Source organism: Alsobacter sp. R-9 (assembly GCF_054612375.1).
This window is the reverse complement of the sequence record NZ_JBTSWJ010000024.1, coordinates 17,452-35,384: the sequence shown is the minus strand read 5'-3', so window position 1 is coordinate 35,384 and position 17,933 is coordinate 17,452. Positions and strand designations below refer to the sequence as shown.

13 protein-coding genes and 1 pseudogene are annotated in these 17,933 nt (G+C 69.1%); 9 read left to right on the top strand and 5 right to left on the bottom strand.

What is annotated here, in order from left to right; translation table 11 throughout:
• The 4 genes and pseudogenes from ACX9GQ_RS24135 to ACX9GQ_RS24120 all read left to right on the top strand — a co-directional run.
• A pseudogene (locus ACX9GQ_RS24135) lies at positions 1-1,883 on the top strand (hypothetical protein); the annotation flags it as partial.
• Positions 1,884-1,996: 113 nt separating this feature from the next.
• Entirely contained in the window at positions 1,997-2,755 is a 759-nt protein-coding gene (locus ACX9GQ_RS24130) for a YdcF family protein (protein ID WP_459632167.1), read from the top strand.
• Between the two features lie 67 nt (positions 2,756-2,822).
• A complete protein-coding gene (locus ACX9GQ_RS24125; protein WP_459632166.1) occupies positions 2,823-3,602 on the top strand; it encodes a Hint domain-containing protein in 780 nt (259 codons plus the stop codon).
• 19 nt (positions 3,603-3,621) lie between these two features.
• Positions 3,622-4,299 (top strand): hypothetical protein, encoded by a 678-nt coding sequence (locus tag ACX9GQ_RS24120; RefSeq protein WP_459632165.1) that lies wholly within the window; start codon positions 3,622-3,624, stop codon positions 4,297-4,299.
• A gap of 21 nt (positions 4,300-4,320) precedes the next feature.
• Here the strand turns inward: ACX9GQ_RS24120 and ACX9GQ_RS24115 are convergent, their stop codons facing one another.
• Both ACX9GQ_RS24115 and ACX9GQ_RS24110 read right to left on the bottom strand, forming a co-directional pair.
• The gene (locus tag ACX9GQ_RS24115; RefSeq protein WP_459632164.1) at positions 4,321-5,670 is read right to left on the bottom strand and encodes an outer membrane beta-barrel protein; all 1,350 of its coding nucleotides are present in this window, start codon (positions 5,668-5,670) and stop codon (positions 4,321-4,323) included.
• A 9-nt stretch (positions 5,671-5,679) separates the two neighbouring features.
• Complete coding sequence (locus tag ACX9GQ_RS24110) at positions 5,680-6,282, bottom strand: polysaccharide biosynthesis/export family protein (RefSeq protein ID WP_459632163.1); 603 nt, start codon at positions 6,280-6,282, stop codon at positions 5,680-5,682.
• Positions 6,283-6,717: 435 nt separating this feature from the next.
• Between ACX9GQ_RS24110 and ACX9GQ_RS24105 the strand changes: the two genes are divergently transcribed.
• The 3 genes from ACX9GQ_RS24105 (at position 6,718) to ACX9GQ_RS24095 (ending at position 11,361) form a co-directional block, all read left to right on the top strand.
• On the top strand, positions 6,718-7,512 hold the full coding sequence (locus ACX9GQ_RS24105) for a FecR family protein (protein WP_459632169.1): 795 nt from the start codon (positions 6,718-6,720) through the stop codon (positions 7,510-7,512).
• A gap of 20 nt (positions 7,513-7,532) precedes the next feature.
• The gene (locus ACX9GQ_RS24100; protein ID WP_459632162.1) at positions 7,533-8,918 is read left to right on the top strand and encodes an O-antigen ligase family protein; all 1,386 of its coding nucleotides are present in this window, start codon (positions 7,533-7,535) and stop codon (positions 8,916-8,918) included.
• Positions 8,919-9,018: 100 nt separating this feature from the next.
• Positions 9,019-11,361 (top strand): GumC family protein, encoded by a 2,343-nt coding sequence (locus tag ACX9GQ_RS24095; protein WP_459632161.1) that lies wholly within the window; start codon positions 9,019-9,021, stop codon positions 11,359-11,361.
• A gap of 89 nt (positions 11,362-11,450) precedes the next feature.
• Here ACX9GQ_RS24095 and ACX9GQ_RS24090 read toward each other — a convergent pair whose 3' ends face one another.
• The 3 genes from ACX9GQ_RS24090 to ACX9GQ_RS24080 are packed head-to-tail and all read right to left on the bottom strand — an operon-like array spanning position 11,451 to position 13,560.
• On the bottom strand, positions 11,451-11,852 hold the full coding sequence (locus ACX9GQ_RS24090) for a GtrA family protein (RefSeq protein ID WP_459632160.1): 402 nt from the start codon (positions 11,850-11,852) through the stop codon (positions 11,451-11,453).
• Positions 11,849-12,532 carry a class I SAM-dependent methyltransferase gene (locus ACX9GQ_RS24085; RefSeq protein ID WP_459632159.1) on the bottom strand — a complete coding sequence of 228 codons (684 nt, stop codon included), beginning with the start codon at positions 12,530-12,532 and terminating at the stop codon, positions 11,849-11,851. Before ACX9GQ_RS24085 ends, ACX9GQ_RS24090 begins: the two co-directional genes overlap by 4 nt.
• A gap of 47 nt (positions 12,533-12,579) precedes the next feature.
• Positions 12,580-13,560, bottom strand: coding sequence for a glycosyltransferase family 2 protein (locus ACX9GQ_RS24080; RefSeq protein ID WP_459632158.1), 981 nt, complete (start codon positions 13,558-13,560; stop codon positions 12,580-12,582).
• 496 nt (positions 13,561-14,056) lie between these two features.
• Here ACX9GQ_RS24080 and ACX9GQ_RS24075 point away from each other — a divergent pair, with 496 nt between their 5' ends.
• Together ACX9GQ_RS24075 and ppc are read left to right on the top strand one after the other, a co-directional pair.
• Complete coding sequence (locus tag ACX9GQ_RS24075) at positions 14,057-14,692, top strand: outer membrane protein (RefSeq protein ID WP_459632157.1); 636 nt, start codon at positions 14,057-14,059, stop codon at positions 14,690-14,692.
• 492 nt (positions 14,693-15,184) lie between these two features.
• On the top strand, positions 15,185-17,926 hold the full coding sequence (ppc, locus tag ACX9GQ_RS24070) for a phosphoenolpyruvate carboxylase (protein WP_459632156.1): 2,742 nt from the start codon (positions 15,185-15,187) through the stop codon (positions 17,924-17,926).
• The last annotated feature ends 7 nt before the right edge of the window (positions 17,927-17,933 follow it).

The following is a 17,933-nucleotide window of genomic DNA, read 5'->3' as shown; positions in this document are numbered from 1 at the left end:
TCCGGAGCGGCGCGACGTGGCTCGGGCAGGTCTATGCCGGCGCCGTGATGGATGAGGTGGGGTGGCCGGCGCAGGGACCGACGGGGGAGGGGATGCCCGGCGGAAAATCGTTCACGTCCTCCCTGTCTCCTCCGCCGGAGCTGCTGGCGCCCTGCATCGCCTACGTCGAGGCGGACTGGATGTTGCGCCGCATCCAGGCCCTCAGGGCACTCGTGCTCAAGGCCACCCGCTCCGCCCTCGACGCAGTCGGCGTCTTCGAGGACGCCTGGCGCGAGATCGTCGGTCTCGCCACGCGCCTCAACGACGAGGCCCGGGCAAGTGGCCAGCCGCTGCCCTTCTGCGACATCGCGCTCGGCCTCGCGCTCGAGGCCGAGGCTCTGGACGCCGTCGGGATGCTCGCACGAGCCGCCCGTGCCGGACCGCGCCGTGGCCTCCTGCTCGTTCGGATGCCAGTAGCGGAAACGGTCTCGCCGGGTCCGGTGAAAGGGCCGGACCCGGCGTCGATCGCCATGGCCGCCGCCGCCGACCTCGCCACGCTCTCGGGCTATGAGCAGCGCACCGCCTCCCGCGCCCGCCGTGCGCGGCGCGCCATCGAGGCCTGGCGTCGCGATCACCGGACGAGCGCTCCTCTCCGCCAGGAACCGGCGGCGCCGCGCAGGACGCCCGAAGACCTTGTCGCAGCGATCGCCGCGGCTCTCGGGGAGCGCGCCAAGGGCAACAGGGCGTCTCGCCAGCGCCAGCGGGAAAGCGCGAGGCAGGAGCGCGCCCGGCAGGAGCGCAGCCTGCGTGACCTCGCGCCCGCCAAGGACCGCACCGGGCTCGCCGTCCGTGCGCTGGTGTGGGACGGCCTCCTCGAGGATGCGGGTTGGGCGCTGATCGCCGCCGCGCAGGAGGCCGTCCTCCTCGACCACGGCACGCTGTCCCGCCGCTTCATCCGGCTCGCCAGCATCGCGGTGGCGCGCCACGCCGCCTGGCGCGCAATGGTGTTCACGTTGGCCGACATCCAGAACTTCGGCGAACTGCAGGAGATCATGCGAAAGCGCCGCCAGGGGGAAGAGCTTATCCGCCAGGCGCTGGAGGCGTTCCAAGACATCGAACCGACGGTGCGTCGCCGCATTGAGGAGGAGCGCCGCCGCGAAAAAATCCGTGCAAACGAACCTGGCGATGAAGGGGAGGGTGGGGAGAGCCCCTGCGCACCGAACCCCGGCACGGCTGAACCCGGCACTGCGGATCCGCGCGCAAACGATTTTGGGGCGAACGAACCTGGCACCGACCCGGTTTGCGCTGACGGAAGTGGTGCAAACGAACCTGATACAGGGGTGTTGCCCAGGGGAGGCCGCGCCGCGCCCCACGCGCTGGGACGCCCTTCCGGACCCCCGGTGGGAGTCCCGACCGAGGGCACCCCGGGCTCACACCCCTCGGACGCCCACCCCTCGGGCGCCCGTTGCCCGGAGCCCGCGCGCCCGGAAGCCGATGGTCCCGCGTCCGTCAGGCCCGCGTCGGGCATGATCGCGTCCGCCGCTGCATCTGCCGCCGACAATTCCGTTCCGGTCGCGCCCGCTCGGCCCGACCCCGCCGCGCCGACGAGATACCCTGGCTTCGCTCTTCCGCTCCAACCGCCACCCCTGATGGACAGCCGCTTCACCTCCGCGATCCCGCGTGTGCCGCTGCCGCCCAGCCCCGGCGGGACCTACAACTGGCGTGTGGCGCAGGGACAGCCCCCGCCCGGTGTCGGACCCCTGTCCGGACCATCCCTCGCCGATCTCCTCGCCCAAGAGGAGGAGGAGCGCAGGGCCCGTGCTCTCGCAGAGCGTCGCAGGAGGGACCGGGTCCCTGAAGACCCTTCGCGATCCCTGGACGATCGCCTCAAGAAACCGACATGAAGGCAGGAGCATGCGGGGAAGAAGCGACTTGATGGGGCGGCTGAGGCGTTTCAACTCTGCGATGTCCGCGTCCCGGTATGTGGTCGTCGTGGCTGAGTCGTAGGCCGCGTCCAGTGCTCCTCTTGCTCGCTCTTCTGCTGACGGTGATCGTGGCGACGATGGCGCCGCGACGGCTTCAGCCGCTGGCTGCGTTGGGACCCGCCGCGCTTCTGGTCGCGCTCATGCTGCCGCCGGTGGACCGTGAGCTCGTGGCCCGGCAGTGGCTGGAGAGCCGATACGACCGGGGCGCGGTTTTGACTGGCGGTCCGCCCGTCGGGATTCTCGTCCCAGGCGGCTCCGTCTTCGGAGCTGTCGTCGACCAGTCTGCCGGCCGTCCACTCGACCAGGACGGGCGGGTCGGGCGCGTCGCCGGGGCCGCGGCGCTGGCGGCCCGGTTCCCGCAGGCGCTGGTGCTCCATACCGGGGCCGGCGAGCCCGAGGCGGCCGCCGTGTTCGGCAGGCTCGGCGTCGGTCGGGAGCGGTTGATCATCGAAGACCGGGCCTCCAACACTTACGAGAACGCGGTCTTCTCAGCCGAGCTTCTGGATCCGCGGCCAGGCCAGTGCTGGGTCGTCGTGTCGTCCGCCGTCCACCTCCCGCGCGCCATGGCGACGTTCCGCGAGGCGGGCTTCGACGTGGTCGGCTACCCGGTCGACTACCAGCGTGACAAGCCGGCCGGGCACGGCAACGGGGTGAGGGAGGTGCTGGCGATCATCGGCTACGCGGTCCAGGGACGCCTGTCCCTGCGCGAGGTGGCACACTGGTTCTGGTCGCAGCCCCGAGGATGCCCGCTCCACCAGACGGCTCGCCGTGGCTGGGACGCGCATGGTTAACGAAGGGATGCGGCGGGCTTGTGGGTGGTGTATGGTTGCCGTCTCTTCCTGCTTCGCGGAGAGCCGCATGTCCCGCCTCTTCCATGCCCAGACGCGCCGTCGCGCCCTGATGGTGGCGGGAGCCATTGCTGCGCAGGTGACGGCGGCTGTGGCCCAGGATGGCGGTCGGCGCGGCAACAACGGTGATGACTGCAGGAACCCCCAGCCCAACCCACCGCCGGACTTCTTCTGCGCCCCCTGTTTCCTCGCCGGTACGGCGATCCTGACGCCCCAGGGGGAGCGGCCGGTCGAGGCGATCCGAGTCGGTGATCGGGTCCAGTCCTCCGCCGGCCCGAGCGTCGTCTCCTTCTTCGGTCATTTCCAGCGCCGAGCGACGCTGACGTGGCGGCCCGTCCGCATCGCGGCGGGCGCGATCGCCGAGGGTGTGCCCTGCCGGGACCTCGTCGTGACGCCGGACCATGCCCTGTTCATCGATGGGATGCTCGTGCCGGCAGGCGACCTCGTGAACGGCGTGACCGTCACGGAGCTTCCGCTTTCGAGTATCTTGCACACGTTCTTTCATGTCGAACTTGAGCGGCATGACGTGATTCTCGCCGAGGGCGCATGGGCCGAATCCCTGCGTCCCGTCCATGGCCACGCCGTGTTCGACAACGACGATGGCGAGCGGGATCCCGATCCCGAGCGCCTCCGGCCATTTGCCCCCATCGTCGGCGTGAAGGGCGGACGGGAGGCGGTGCAAGCGATCTGGCTCGGCCTGCGCGGCCGGGCGTTCGACCCGAGGCTCGCGGCGATCCAGGAGCGACTCTGGCGCAGGGCGCAGGCCCTCGCTCCCGCCTCGGCGGCCTGAGGCCTTCGTGCGACGCGGAATGGTCCGACGGATCGCGCCCGCGGCCGCCCGGTTCGTCATGTCGCTTGGTCTCTTCGGCACCGCGGCCCTTTATCGGTCCTTCGACACGCAGGCCGCGCTGGCGCTGGACGTGATCGGTAGGGCGGATGCGCTGGAGGCAATCCCGGTCCATGCGGAACTCGCGACGTGGACGGCCGTGCCTGGCATCGCTGCGGCCGCCGCCGGGCTTCGGGTGAACCTCTCGCTGCTGGCGCAGGGCGTCGACCTCTCCACGGACACGACGGCGGACGCCGGCCAGGGGCTGCCGCTCGAACGCGACCTCGTTCGCCTGCTGCGCGTCGCGCCGACGGATCCGGCGGCCTGGCTGAACCTCGCAGCCGTGCGGTGGGGGCAGGGGAGGCCGGTCGAGGCCGAGGAGGCCTATGCGATGGCCGCGCTCCTCGCGCCGCGGGAAGGGGCGGTCGCGGCCGCACGGCTGCCGCTCGCCATCGCGCACTGGCCTGATCTTCCGGAGGTTGCGCGGCGGTCCGCGGGCCGGGACATCTCCATGCTGCTGGCCGAGCGGGTGCCGCTCGCGCAGGTCAAGGCGGCGATCGAAGCGCTGCCGCAGGAGTTGCGCCGCGCCGCCGATGCCGACCTGCGGGCGATGATCGGGCTTGAGGGGAAGGATTCCGACGCCCTCGGCCTCACGCCCTGATCCGCGAACGTCGCGGTTCCATCAGAACTTGGCGGTGAGGCCCAGCGCGACGACGTTGCGGTTGTAGGAGACCGTGCCGGGCTGGTCGTTGTCGACGCGGTTGTAGGTGTAGCTCAGCGCCACGCCCCAGCTCTGCGGCAGCCGGTAGCTCAGCACCGCGCCAGCGGTGAAGATCGAGCCTGACGAGCCGCCGGTGGAGAGGTCCTGGCTCTGGTACGAGAGGTTGCCGGCCGCGCTCCACCGGGAGGTGGTCACATAGTTGGCGTTGAGGCTCACCGTGCGCGTGCGACCGAGCCCGCTGTAATAGGAGAGGTAGTCGTTGGGCAGCGAGATCGCGTTGATGTTGCCCGGCAGTACGGGCGCACCGGGCGTCGGGTTCAGCGGATCGGTCGGGTTCGAGGTCGCCTGCACCACGCCGAGCTGCGAGAAGGCGGGATTCTGGTTGAGACCGCCGAGGCCCCAGCTCTCGTCGTAGCCGACCCGGAAGGTCAGCTCGCGCGTCGGGAACCAGCTGATCGAGCCGCCATAGGTGGGCGTGACGGGGTCGTCGCGGTTGATGCCCGAGTAGTCCTGCCGCGCGATGCCGCCGTGGAGTTCGCCGGAGAAGAGGCTCAGCTTGTCGGCGGCAATGCCGGCGATGATCTGGTAGCCGTTCTGGTTGTTGGCCGAGGAATCGAACCTCTGCCAGTTGCCCGAGGGTTCGACGAAGATCGAGAGGTCCGGCCCGATCTTGTAGCCCATGCGCACCGCGCCGGTGACCGCATAGCCGTTTGCGCCGGAGTCGGCTGCGACGAACTGGCTACCGCTCGTGATCTGCTGCGCCGTGATGCCGACACGGCCCTCGACATAGACGTTGATGAAGTCCTTGCGCAGGCGCAGCGTGCCGGCTTCCTGCGCGAAGTCCTGCTGGCCCACGCTGCCCGGCGTCAGCTGCGTGCTCAGCGAGTTCGTGTACCAGCTGGCGTTGGCATCGGCATTGAGCACGAGATCCGGCATGATCTCGTAGCGATGCCCGATGCCGCCGTTCACCGAATAGGTGTTGAAGTCCCAGTGATCGGGAAAGAGCTGCGCGGCGCCGGTGGCGTAGATCGTGGTGGAATGAAGCCCGCTGACGCGGTTGCCCAGCAGGCTCGCGCCGAGGTTGGTGCCGAGCCCGCCGATCCGGCTGCCGCCGCTCGGGTTGAGGTTGTCGTCATAGACGGCGCCGATCGTGCCGGAGGGGGAGATCTGCCAGCCGTTCCAGTTGATCGGCGGGTTCTCCTGCACCTGCGCCTGAGCGGGCGCCAGCGCGGACCCCACGGCCATGGCCAGCCCGAGGGCGAGGCTCGCCCGGCCCGACGACACGACGCACCGTGACACGCGGCGGCCCATGGCCCGGCGTCAGAAGTAGCGTTCGGGCAGCCGCACGACGTCGCCCGGCATCACGGGCACCGAAGGCGACAGCTGGTACTCGAAGAATGGGCCGGTGCCGCCGCGCTGGATGTAGACCGCCGAGCGGCTGGCCCGGTACGTCTCGCCGCCGGCCGTGGCGATGGCGCTCATGATGTTGAGCTTATCCTTGTAGGGATACGCGCCGGGGCTCTTGACCTCGCCCAGGATGTAGAACGGGCGGTAGTTCGAGATGTCGACCGTCACCTTCGGGTCGCGCAGGTACTCGCTCTTCAGCCGCCGGGCGAGGATCCCCTCGACCTGGGGCCGGGTCATGCCGGCGATCTTGAGAGTGCCGGCCACCGGGAGCGAGACGTTGCCGGTGACGTCGACATCGAATTCGCCCGACAGGTTCGGCTCGTTGAACACCGTCACGCGGATCTTGTCACCGGGCGTGATGCGGATGTCGGGGACCGCCTTCGACGGCGTTTCGGCCGCGTTGGTGAGGTACGGGTCGGGCGCGCAGGCGGTGAGCTGAAGTCCAGCCACTGCTACGAAACCAAGGATCATCAACCGGAGCGGGCGGATCGCCCGATCAAAATGAAGTGCGATCATCTCTCGGCCCCTCGAGACATAGCTGAATGCTATGGCAACCAGAAATTGCGAGCAATAATTGATCCATTTCATTGACCTTTGCTCGGCGTTAGCGCGCGCAGATTCGTGCAATCCGTTACCCGATTGCATCACTTTCGAGGTCGAAAGCCTGTTTCGTGAGCGGTTTCAGTGCGCGGATCCCTCGCCCGGAGTTGATCCGCCGAGGCTTTCGGCTAAGAGTTAACCACGCCGTCCACGAGCGGCCGGAGGTTCGTGATGTCGCGCGCATCGTCTTTGGCCGTTCTGGCCCTGGGGCTCGGTCTCGTTCCCGCCATCGCCGGCGCCGCCCAGCGCGTGGGGGAGGTGGAGGTCGTCGCCGGAGAGGCAACGGCGGCGCAGAAGGGGTCAGACCCGCGCGACCTGAAGCCACAGGCCGACGTGCTTTTCGAGGACCTCCTGCGCACCGGCAATGCGGGGCGCCTGCAGACCAAGCTCTCCGACGACACCCGCCTGACGCTCGGTCCGGCCTCGGCACTGACGATCGACGTCTACGTCTTCGATCCCAACAAGTCCGAGAACAAGATGCTCGTGCGCGCGCTGCGTGGCGGCTTCCTGTTCGTCGGCGGCAAGACGGAGAACGGCGCAGGGTCTCGCGTCGAGATCAAGACGCCGCTCGCGACGCTGGGCGTGCGCGGCACGCGCTTCCTCGTGGCGCCCATCAAGCCGCCCACGGCGACACCCGATCCCCGCACGGTGCGGCCGGGCGGTCCCGGGCAGGCGCCTGACCTGCGTGGCGTTCCGACGTTCCGGACCGGAATGGGCGTCTACGTCTTCGAGGGCATCGTCGACGTGAACGCGCCGCTCGGCCGGGCGACATTGAGGGCAGGGCAGGGGCTGATCCTGCGGCAGGGGGAGGCGCCGGGGCCGATCACGCAGTGGACGCCCGACATGATCGCCCGCGCGCTCGACTCGATCGGGCTGACCTCTGAGAAGGTGGAGAACACCGACCCGGACACGACGGGCTCGTTCAACGGCAACCGTTCGACCAACGGCCAGCCGCCGAGCTTCCCGCTGCGGCAGGAGGGGCGCCGGTTCGACCTGCCAAACCCCTACGCGGTCCGTCCCGCAGGCCTCAACCTGAACTTCAACCAGTCCGCGGTGGGCATTCCGCTGACGACACCCGCCGCGCTGCGCCAGTGCAACACCGCGGCCGTGACGACGCCGACGCTCGCGGCCTGCCCGCAGAACTAGCGCGGCGAAGGCTCGGCCCCATGTCCCACCGCACGCGGCGGTTGCTTGGGGCGTGCCGGACGGTCCTGTTCATCGCCTTCTGCCTCGCCATCGTCGTCGTGCCGATGGAGTACGGCAGCAACACCCTGAACGCGTGGACGCGCAATGCGCTGGTCTTCGGGGCCATCGGCATCCTGAGCGCGCTTCTTGCCCTGATCGACGGCCGCAGCCGGCCATGGCCGTTTGCGTTGGCGCCGACCGTCCTGATACTCGGCGTCCTCATCTTCATCGCCCTGCAAATCGTGCCCTGGATGCCGTCGTGGCTCGCCAACCCCATCTGGTCGGCTGCGGCGGATGCGCTGGGCGGTCCGGGCGCCTCCCGTGGCGCGATCAGCGTCGACCCGGATCTCACGGCGCTGGCCGCGTTCCGCCTTCTGACCACGCTCCTCGTCCTGTGGCTGGCGGCAGACCTCGCCCGGGATGAGGCACGCGCCGTCGGCATCGTCGCCGTCGCCGCGGCGGCCGGCCTGGCTTATGCCGCCTACGGGTTCGCCGTGCCGCCGCAGTCGACGACGCTGCGGGGTGCCTTCATGTCGTCGGTCTTCATCAGCCGCAACAACTTCGCGACCTATGTGGGGATCGCGCTCCTGTGCGTCTGCGGCCTTCTCGTGCGGCAGTTCCGGCGCAGGTCGGCCGGCCACGGACACGTTGCCCGACTTCAATGGGCCGCCATGATCGATTTCGTCCTCGGTCGCGGCGCCGTCCTGCTTCTCGCGGCCCTGCTGCTGCTCGTCGCGCTGTTCCTGTCCGGGTCCCGGGGCGGAATCGCATCCGGCCTCTTCGGGCTTCTGGTGCTGGCGGTGGTGATGCGCCCTCGCACCCGGTCGATCGGGGGCGGGGCCATCCTAGCGCTGGTTCTCGGGGCTGTCGTCGCGGCCGCCCTCATCGCGGGAGAGGTGTTCCAGACGCGCGTCGCGGAGCAAGGTCTCGACGATCCAAGCCGCGTCCGGGTCTACCTCATCACCCTGCGGTCCATCGCAGCGAGCCCCTGGCTCGGCTATGGCTACGGCACGTTCGAGCGGGTGTTCCCGATGTTCCGCGACGCCTCCCTCGACGCGGTGTTGATCTGGGAGAAGGCGCACTCGTCCTATCTCGAGATCTATCAGGGGTTGGGGATCGTGGCGGGGTCTGCCTTCTTCGCGGCGTGGGGTCTCGTCATCCGCCTGTGCTACCGACAGGCGAGACAGGGCCGGCGCAGCCGCACCGTTCCCGCCGTCGCGGCGGCCTGCTCCGCCCTCGTCGCGGCTCATTCCGTCGTCGATTTCAGCCTGCAGATCCAGGCGATCGCCCTCACTTATGCCGCGATCCTCGGGGCAGGCCTCGCCCAGTCCATCGAGCCGCAGGAAGCGTGGACTGCCGACCACTGAACGGTCGGCCGGGCCTACACCGTTGCGCGAGGAGGCGGGCCGCCTGTGGCAACCTGCACGCAAAGCGGGTATGAACTTCCGTTAACCATTGGATCGCGCGATGCACGGCCGCATCCCTCTCGTTGGCGTGGCTCCCGAGACGACCGACGTCGAGGATGTCGGCCAGCGCTTCGACATTGCCGCGGCGTTGCGGTTCGCTCGCCGCAACGGATTGCTCGTGGCGGTGGCCGGCCTCATGGGCCTCGCCATCGCCTATGTGAACTTCATGACCCAGGTGCCCGTCTACACGGCGAGCGCCGACATTCTGCTCGACCAGCGTCGCGAAAAGGCGCCCGGCACCGAGGCCATCCTCACCGAGGAGCCGATGCGCGAGGCCACGGTCGAGAACCAGATGGCCATCCTCCGCTCGGCCGGCCTGCTGCGCCGGGTCGTCGAGAAGCAGCGGCTGACCGTGGATCCGGAGTTCGGCAATCCGCAGACCGCGGTGGCCGGGACGCCGGGCGACGTCGACACCGTCGGGGCCCTTCCGGTGTCTCCCGTCGCCTCGCTGATGACCGAGGCGCGCGGTTTCGTGGCGGCGGCCAAGGCCGAATTGCTGCGCTTCGGCCAGCAATCGCTCGGCTTCCACGTGCCCCGCACCTTCGAGCCGGCGCCGTCCGACAAGGACGTGTCGATCCCGCCGGACGTGATGGCGTCGATCGGCGCTCTGCGCGGCGCGATGAAGGTGCAGCGCACCGGTTATTCCTATGTTCTCACCGTACAGGTGACGTCCACCGACCCCAACAAGGCCGCCCGGCTGGCCAACGCCATCGCCGACGCCTTCGTCCTCGAGAAACTCGACGCCCGCTACGAGGCCGCCCGCCGCGCCTCCGGTTGGCTCAGCGACAGGCTCGCGGACCTGCGCGAACAGCTGCGCACGTCCGAGCAGGCCGTCGCGGAGTTCCGGCAGGAGCATGGACTCGTGGCCTCGGGAGCGGTGACGCTGAACGAACAGCAGGTCGCGGATCTCAACGGCAAGCTGGTCGCCGCCCGTGCCGAGCGCGCGGAGAAGAAGACCCGGCTCGACCTGCTGGAGGACCTGAAGGCGAGGGGAGCCGACCCCGAGTCGCTGCCCGATCTCCGCTCGGAGTCGCTCGCCCGGCTTCGCGCGCAGGAGGCCGACGCCATCCGCCGCGAGGGGGACCTCGTCGCCCGCTTCAACGATCGCCATCCCCTCGTCGTCAACGTCCGCTCGGAGCGCCGCGACATCGAGCGCAGCATTCGCGCCGAGATCAACAAGCTGACGGACCAGGTTCGCTCGGATTATGAGCTCGCGCGCGGGCGCGAGGAGGCGCTCGACAAGGCGCTGCGCAACGCCACCGGCGCTGCGGGCGAGGACACCGTCACCGCCATCCGGCTGCGCGAACTCGAGCGCACGGCGGCCGTCAACAAGAGCCTCTTCGAGGACTTCCTCCAACGCGCCAAGATCACCCAGGAACAGTCCACCTTCGAGCTGCGCGAGGCCCGCGTGATCACGCCGGCGACTCCGCCCGGCGGCCCCAGCGCGCCGAACCGCGACCGGATCCTGCTCACCGGCCTCGTGATCGGCCTCATGTTCGGCGCCGGCGCGGCCGTGGCGCGGGAGCGGCTGCGCGCCGGCTTCGTCACGGAGGACCAGGTCGAGCAGCTCTTGCACCTTCCGGTCCTCGCCACGGTCTCCCGCATCGGCGACCGCGACCTGAAGGTGGAGCGCGCGCAGGTGCCCCTGCCGCTTCTGGCCCGCGCGAAACCCCTGTCCCGGTTCAGCGAAGCGATGCGCGGCCTGCGCACCGGCATCCAGATGGCCGACGTGGACCGCCCCCCGAAGGTGGTGCAGGTCACCTCAACGCTGCCGAACGAAGGAAAGACGACCATCGCCCTGTCCTTCGCCGTCTCGGCGGCGCAGGCGGGGCACCGCGTCCTCTTCATCGACGCCGACCTGCGCAACCCGTCCTCGTCCCGCTTCCTGAAGCTCGACAAGAGCCCCGGCCTGGTCGACCTCCTGATCGGAGACGTCTCGGAGGACGTCGCCATCCGCCATCACGACGATGCGGGCTTCGACGCGCTGCCCGCGGGGGCCCGCACACAGAACCCGGGCGACCTCCTCGGGTCCGAGCGCATGCGCAGCCTCGTCGAGGGCTTCCGCGCCCGCTACGACCTCGTCGTCCTCGACACGCCCCCGCTGGGCCCGGTGTTCGACCCCATCGTCGTGTCGCGCGTCGTCGACAAGGTCGCCTACGTCGTCCGCTGGGGCGCGACAGACCGGGACATCGTCGCCCGCTGCGTCTCCCAGGCCGGCTTCGGCGAGAAGGTCGCGGGCATCGTGCTCAACTTCGTCAACATCCGCCGCGCCAGCCACTACGGCCGCGGCTACGGCTACTACGCCTACGGCAAGCGCTACGGGAAGAACTACTACACGGAGTAGCCGTGGCCGGTAGCGGGGCACGGTGGGTCGGGCACATCGCGGGAGCCGGAGCCGGCTCTCCTCCTGAGGGCGGCAGGCGCTGAAGCGGATCAACCGGGGCTCGGGGTCTTCGAGCGGAACACGAACCCGAACAATCCGACAAGGTTGACGAGCGGCACCACGACAGCCGTCGCCAGCACGGCGTGGGCCGGGGTGAAGCCGAGCCATGCTTCCGCCGCCAGCGGCACTGCGATCGACAGTCCGTAACCCAATGCCGCGAGCCCGGCGAAGCGTGGCGCCTGGTGGGAATGGCGCGCGCGGGACCGGAAACTGAAGAGCCTATGGCCCCAGTACGACCCCACGGAGGCGGTCACATAGGAGGCGAACGATGCAAGGGGCGCTGGGACGTTCATGGCCGAGACCAGCGCATGGGCCATGACCGCGTAGGCCACCGTGGCCGATGCACCGACGACGACGACTCGCGCCAGCCTCGCGACCGCCGGGCCGGTCACCGCCGGGCCGCGACGATGTACTGGGCGCCGATAGGCCAGCGCGCCAGGGCGCGCTCAACCGTTTCGGCGCCGCGCCCGTTGAACGGCAGCACCAGGAAATGGCGGTCTTCGATCGGCGGCAGTCCGACGTCGCGCATGACCGAGGCGGCATCCCGGTGAGACAGGAGAACGGCGTCCCGGTCGAAGCTGCACCGGGCGACGGCGAGACGCGTCAGCGGGTTCCAGGGATTGTGCTCGATCATGACGACGAGGCCGCCCTGTGACGTCACCCGGGCCATCTCCCGAAGAAGTCCCGGGCGTTCCCCGGGGGGGACGTGGTGGAACACGCAGACCGCCAGGGTCGCGTCGAACGACGCATCGGGCCAGGGCAGTACGCCGGGCGAACCTTGCCGATAGTCGACATCCGGGTTGTCGAGCCGGGCGCGTTCGACGGACGCGGCGGAGATGTCGGTCCCGCCGAGGTTCGAGACGAACGGCGCGAGGAGGGGGTGCATCCGGCCGACGCCGCAGCCCACGTCGAGCAGCGACGGCTTGCGAGTGCCGAACGTCCGGGCGAAGAGGTCGGCCAGCACGCGCACCTTGCTGGTGAGGAAGAAGTCGTGCCGCAGGCCGGAGAACGCGATCGAGGCCTGGACCTCGTCCTCGTAGGTCCGGCTGTAGGCGTCGAAGCCGTTGTTCACTGGACGCGCCTCCTGCCGGGAGGATGTCGAGGACGTGCGGTCCATCGTCATCCGTGGTCGACTGCACGAGAGGCCATCGAGGGCGACGGTGATCCGTCGCCCGTATCCCGTGCCACGAGGTACAACGGCCTTTGTTTCACCTCGGCGTGGATGCGGCCGACATAGAGCCCGACGACACCCAGCATCATCAGGTTCATCCCGGACAGCAGTGACAGGATCACGATCGTCGACGCCCAGCCCTGGACGAGGTCGGTATGAAACAGCGCGAGCCACAGCACATACAGCCCGTAGCAGACGGCGCCCACCGAGACGAGCGCGCCTGTCCAGAGCGCCAGCCGGAGCGGAGCGTCGGAGAAGCCGATGACGCCATCGAAGGCGAGGCGCACCATCTTTGACCAACTGTACTTCGTCTCGCCTGCAGCCCTCGGCGGCCGTTCGAAGGGCACTGAAGTCTGACGAAAGCCCATCCAGCTGAACATGCCGCGGACGAACCGGTCGCGCTCGGGCATGGCATTGAACGCGTCGACCACGCGCCGGTCGACAAGACGGAAGTCGCCGACGTTCTTGGGTATGTCGACCGCCGTCAGCCGGCGGATCAGCCGGTAGAACAGATCGGCCGTCCACAACTTGAGCCGTGTTTCCCCGTCTCGCTTCACGCGCTGCGCGTAGACTACGTCGTAGCCCTCGCGCCACCGCGCGATCATGTCCAGGCAGACCTCGGGAGGATCCTGCAGGTCAGCATCCATGACGATCACGGCGGCACCCCGGGCGGCCCTCATCCCCGCCGTGATGGCGATCTGGTGCCCGAAATTCCGCGACAGACCGATGGAGCGGTACCGCGGATCGCCAGCCGCCTTCGCTGCGGCCATGTCGGCTGTGCGGTCACGGCTCCCGTCGTCGACGAGGATCACTTCGCAAGGTCCCTCAACCCTCGCGAGCAATGCGTCCATCCGCTCGAACAGGAGCGGAAGGATGGCCTCCTCGTTGAAGACGGGGATGACGAAGCTGACGGTCGGCGCGCGGTCCATGGCTGTGGTCTGTGAGGCTGGCCCAGAACCATTGAGCCGAAATCTCATGAACTTTGACTAAAGACGGGTCGGATCCCGTCCCGGTTGTCCTCCAGCCGAGAACGCGAAGGCATCCGTCGTCATGCGGGGAACGTAGCGTGGAAGTAGTGTCCGTGCGTCAGCAAGAGACGAGGGCGGCAGGCACTTAATCCCGTCCGACTGCAGATCCTGAGACGGCGCGCACTGTACAGGTCTAGCTAACATCTTCCAGCAAAGGGTCCCCAGCTTCGTCGGCGTTGCAGAAATTCGTTGACTTTGAACGAATCGGGCTGGAGACAGCGCAGTTTAGGTCTGCTAGCTTTCTTTAATTGGGGAATGGGTGGGGTTAATGATGCGTCGTCTCGTCTGGGTTGTCGCTGCAATGACCGCTGGCACGCTGGGGACCGGAGGGGCCACCGCGGCCGATCTTTTCGGGGCTCGTCCCGCTGCTACTCCTGACCTTTTCCGCCCCGTTCCAGTGCACAGCTGGTCCGGCTTCTATGTCGGTGTCCAGGCCGGCTATTCCTGGGGCGAGGACGAGACGACCGCCGACATCTTCACGTTGGCTGTCCCCACGTTCGGTCTCACGAAGTATGACGTGAACGGCTTCGTTGCCGGCGCCCACGCGGGGTACAATTTCCAGTCGGGACCAGCCGTGATCGGTCTGGAGGTCGATTTCGAAGGAGTCGGCTACGACGGCAACAAGACACTGACGGACACGGCGTTCGGGAGCGGGATGAGCGTCAGCGGGAAGACGAGCGCGAACTGGCAGTCGTCGCTGCGCGCCCGGGTCGGCTACGCCCTCAACACGACGCTGCTCTACGTGACGGGCGGTCTGGCCCTCGCCAACTTCCAGAACACCTACGCCGTGAGCGACCCGCTCGGCTTCATCTTTGCACCGGGAACGTACGTGGCAAAGAACACGCAGGTCGCGACTGGCTACACGATCGGCGCGGGCATCGAGCAGGCCTTCTCCCCGAACGTCACGGCCCGTCTTGAGTACCGGTTCACGCAGTACGGAAGCTTCAACTACAGCCCAATCCCCGTGGCGCTGGAGCTGCAGCAGGAACCGTATTTTCACACGGTCCGGGCGGGCGTGAGCTACAAGTTCTGATCCATCGAGGCCAGTCCCGGCCCAATCTGCCTGCGCGGCGCTCAGACCAGGTTTTCTCGCCAGTTCGCCGACCCGCGTCTGTCTTGGCTCCTCGGATCGGTGGCCTTCGCCGCTCCCCGGTGGAGCCATGCCTGCGCGCTCCCCCGATACGATGGGGCGGGCAGAAAGCTGTCGCGAGGCAGCGGCCTCCGATTGCGCCGACCCGTGGCGACCTTCGACGGTTGCCCGCTGCTGTGCGGCATCATTGACCGGGGGACGAAAACCGATCCGCGGAAATCAGCGCGAGAAAAGGCAGTCTCCCGGACCGAGCTCGTCTGGTATGGCCCTTGCAAATCGTTCTAGTAGAGCGGGAGCGCGAGTTCGTGCGCCGGTGGTCGTCGCGCCTGCGGCGAGCCCGGATAGGCGCTTTCGGGTGCTGCGGCCGAAAGCGGCGTCGCCCGCAAGCGTCATCAACGGCGCGCCTCGTGAAGCGGAGCAGGGGGAGCGGCAGGCATGTCTAAGATGGACCATCGCGAAGGCCTCGTCGGCGACACGCGGCTGCTGGGGCAGATCCTCGGCGACACGATCCGCGAGCAGGAGGGGGAGGCGACCTACGAGTTGATCGAGGCGATCCGGCGCCTCAGCGTCGCGTTCCAGCGCAAGGCCGACGCGAAGGCGGGGGATGACCTCGACAAGCTGCTGACCCGGCTGAGCCCCACCGAGACGTTGTCCGTCATCCGGGCCTTCAGCTTCTTCTCGCATCTCGCCAACCTCGCCGAGGATCGGGACCAGGTGCGGCGGCTGGAGGCGCAGACGGACGAGGAGGCGGCCGGACCGGGCTCGCTGGAGGGCAGTTTCGCGGTGCTGCGCGACGCCGGCATCGGGCCCGACCGGGTCATGCGGGTGCTGTCCTCGGCCTATATCTCGCCGGTGCTCACGGCCCATCCGACCGAGGTGCAGCGCAAGAGCATCCTCGATGCGCAGCGCGCCGTGACCGACCTGCTCGCGGCCCGCGAGACCCTGCGCAACCGGCGCGACCTCGCTGCCAACGAGGTACTGCTGCGCGCCCGGGTGGCCCAGCTCTGGCAGACCCGCGTGCTGCGTTTCGCCAAGCTCACTGTGCTCGACGAGATCGAGAACGTGCTGGGCTACTACCGCTCGACCTTTCTGCGCGAGATCCCGCGGCTCTACGCCGAGCTCGAGGAGAAGCTCGGGCGGCGGGTGCCGACCTTCCTGCGCATGGGCAACTGGATCGGCGGCGACCGCGACGGGAACCCCAACGTCAACGCCGAAACCTTGCGCGCCGCGCTGCGGCGGCAGGCCGAGACGGCACTGCGCTACTATCTGACGGAGGTGCACGAACTCGGTGCCGACCTCTCGATGTCGCGTACGCTCGTCGCCTGCACGCCGGACCTCGAGGCGCTCGCGGCCGCCTCGCACGACGAGAATCCCCACCGCGGTGACGAGCCCTATCGCCGCGCGCTCATCGGCATGTATGCCCGCCTTGCCGGCACGCTGAAGGCCCTCACCGGCACGGAGGCCCTGCGCCACGCCGTGTCGCCGGGCAAGCCCTATGCCGGCGCCGACGCGTTCCTGCGCGACCTGCGCGTAGTCGAGGACTCGTTGCGCCGCAACCACGGAGAGCCGCTGATCGCCCCGCGCCTCGGGCCGCTTCTGCGGGCGGTCGAGGTGTTCGGCTTCCACCTTGCCACCACCGACCTGCGGCAGAACTCGGACAAGCACGAGGCGGTGGTCGCCGAACTGCTCGCCACGGCGCGCATCGCGCCGGCCTACGCCCAGTTGCCCGAGAACGAGAAGCAGGCCCTCCTGCTCCAGGTGCTTCAGGACCCGCGGGGTCTGCGCGTGCGCAACGCGACCTACACCGACCAGACGCAGGGCGAGCTGGCCATCTTCGAGGCGGCGCGCGAGCTGCGCGAGACGTACGGCCCCAACGCCATCCGCCACTACATCATCAGCCACACCGAGACGGTGAGCGACCTCCTGGAGGTGCTCGTCCTCCAGAAGGAGGCGGGGCTGCTGCGCGGAACGCTGGCCCCGTCGGAGGCCTCGCGGGCCACGGCCGACCTCATCGTCGTCCCGCTGTTCGAGACCATCGAGGACCTGCGGGCGGCCGCCGGCATCATGCGCGCCTTCTATGACCTGCCCGGCATCGAGGCGCTGGTGCGCGCGTCGGGCGCCGAGCAGGACGTCATGCTCGGCTACTCGGACAGCAACAAGGATGGCGGCTACTTCACGTCGAACTGGGAGCTCTACCGGGCGTCCACGGCGCTTGCGCGGCTGTTCGAGGCCAAGCCCGGCCTTACCCTGCGTCTCTTCCACGGCCGCGGCGGCACGGTGGGGCGCGGCGGCGGGCCGAGCTACCAGGCGATCCTCGCGCAGCCTCCCGGCACGGTGAAGGGGCAGATCCGCCTGACGGAGCAGGGCGAGGTCATCGCCGCCAAGTACAGCAACCCCGACATCGGCCGGCGCAACCTCGAGACGATCATGGCGGCGACGCTGGAGACGACGCTCCTGTCGTCGCAGGCGCCGCCTCCCGAGGACTTCCTGGAGGCCGCCGAGGAGCTCTCGCAGGCGAGCATGGCCGCCTACCGGGCGCTCGTGTACGGCACGCCGGGCTTCGTCGACTATTTCTTCGCCGCCACGCCCATCGCCGAGATCGCGGAGCTCAACATCGGGTCGCGGCCGGCCTCGCGGAAGGCGACCCGCCGGATCGAGGACCTGCGTGCGATCCCCTGGGGGTTCTCCTGGGGCCAGAGCCGCGTCACGCTGCCGGGCTGGTTCGGCTTCGGCTCGGCCGTGGAGGCCTACGTCGCGGCCCACGGCGAGGAGGGACAGGCACGCCTGCGGCGAATGGCGCAGGAATGGCCCTTCTTCCGGACGCTGCTGTCCAATATGGACATGGTCCTCGCCAAGGCGGACCTCGCCATGGCGCGTCGCTATGCCGGCCTCGTGCCGGACCATGCTCTGTCGCGCACGATCTTCGAGCGCATCGAGGCGGAGTGGGACCGCACGGTGGCCGCTTTCCGCGACCTGACGGGGGAGGACCGGCGGCTCGCAGACAGCCCGGCGCTCGCGCGCTCCATCGCCCACCGTTTTGCCTACATCGCGCCGCTGAACCACCTGCAGGTGGAACTTCTGCGCCGCTGGCGGGCCGGGCAGGTGGATCCGCGCGCGCAGCAGGGGATCCTCATCTCGATCAACGGCATCGCCGCCGGCCTGCGCAATTCCGGCTGAACCGCGG

Coding starts and splice junctions, on each gene's coding strand:
- ACX9GQ_RS24125 (WP_459632166.1), top strand. CDS start 2,823: ATGTCCCGCCTCTTCCATGCCCAGACGCGCCGTCGCGCCCTGATGGTG.
- ACX9GQ_RS24095 (WP_459632161.1), top strand. CDS start 9,019: ATGCACGGCCGCATCCCTCTCGTTGGCGTGGCTCCCGAGACGACCGAC.
- ACX9GQ_RS24115 (WP_459632164.1), bottom strand. CDS start 5,670: ATGGGCCGCCGCGTGTCACGGTGCGTCGTGTCGTCGGGCCGGGCGAGC.
- ACX9GQ_RS24080 (WP_459632158.1), bottom strand. CDS start 13,560: ATGGACCGCGCGCCGACCGTCAGCTTCGTCATCCCCGTCTTCAACGAG.
- ACX9GQ_RS24100 (WP_459632162.1), top strand. CDS start 7,533: ATGTCCCACCGCACGCGGCGGTTGCTTGGGGCGTGCCGGACGGTCCTG.
- ACX9GQ_RS24120 (WP_459632165.1), top strand. CDS start 3,622: ATGGTCCGACGGATCGCGCCCGCGGCCGCCCGGTTCGTCATGTCGCTT.
- ACX9GQ_RS24110 (WP_459632163.1), bottom strand. CDS start 6,282: ATGATCGCACTTCATTTTGATCGGGCGATCCGCCCGCTCCGGTTGATG.
- ppc (WP_459632156.1), top strand. CDS start 15,185: ATGTCTAAGATGGACCATCGCGAAGGCCTCGTCGGCGACACGCGGCTG.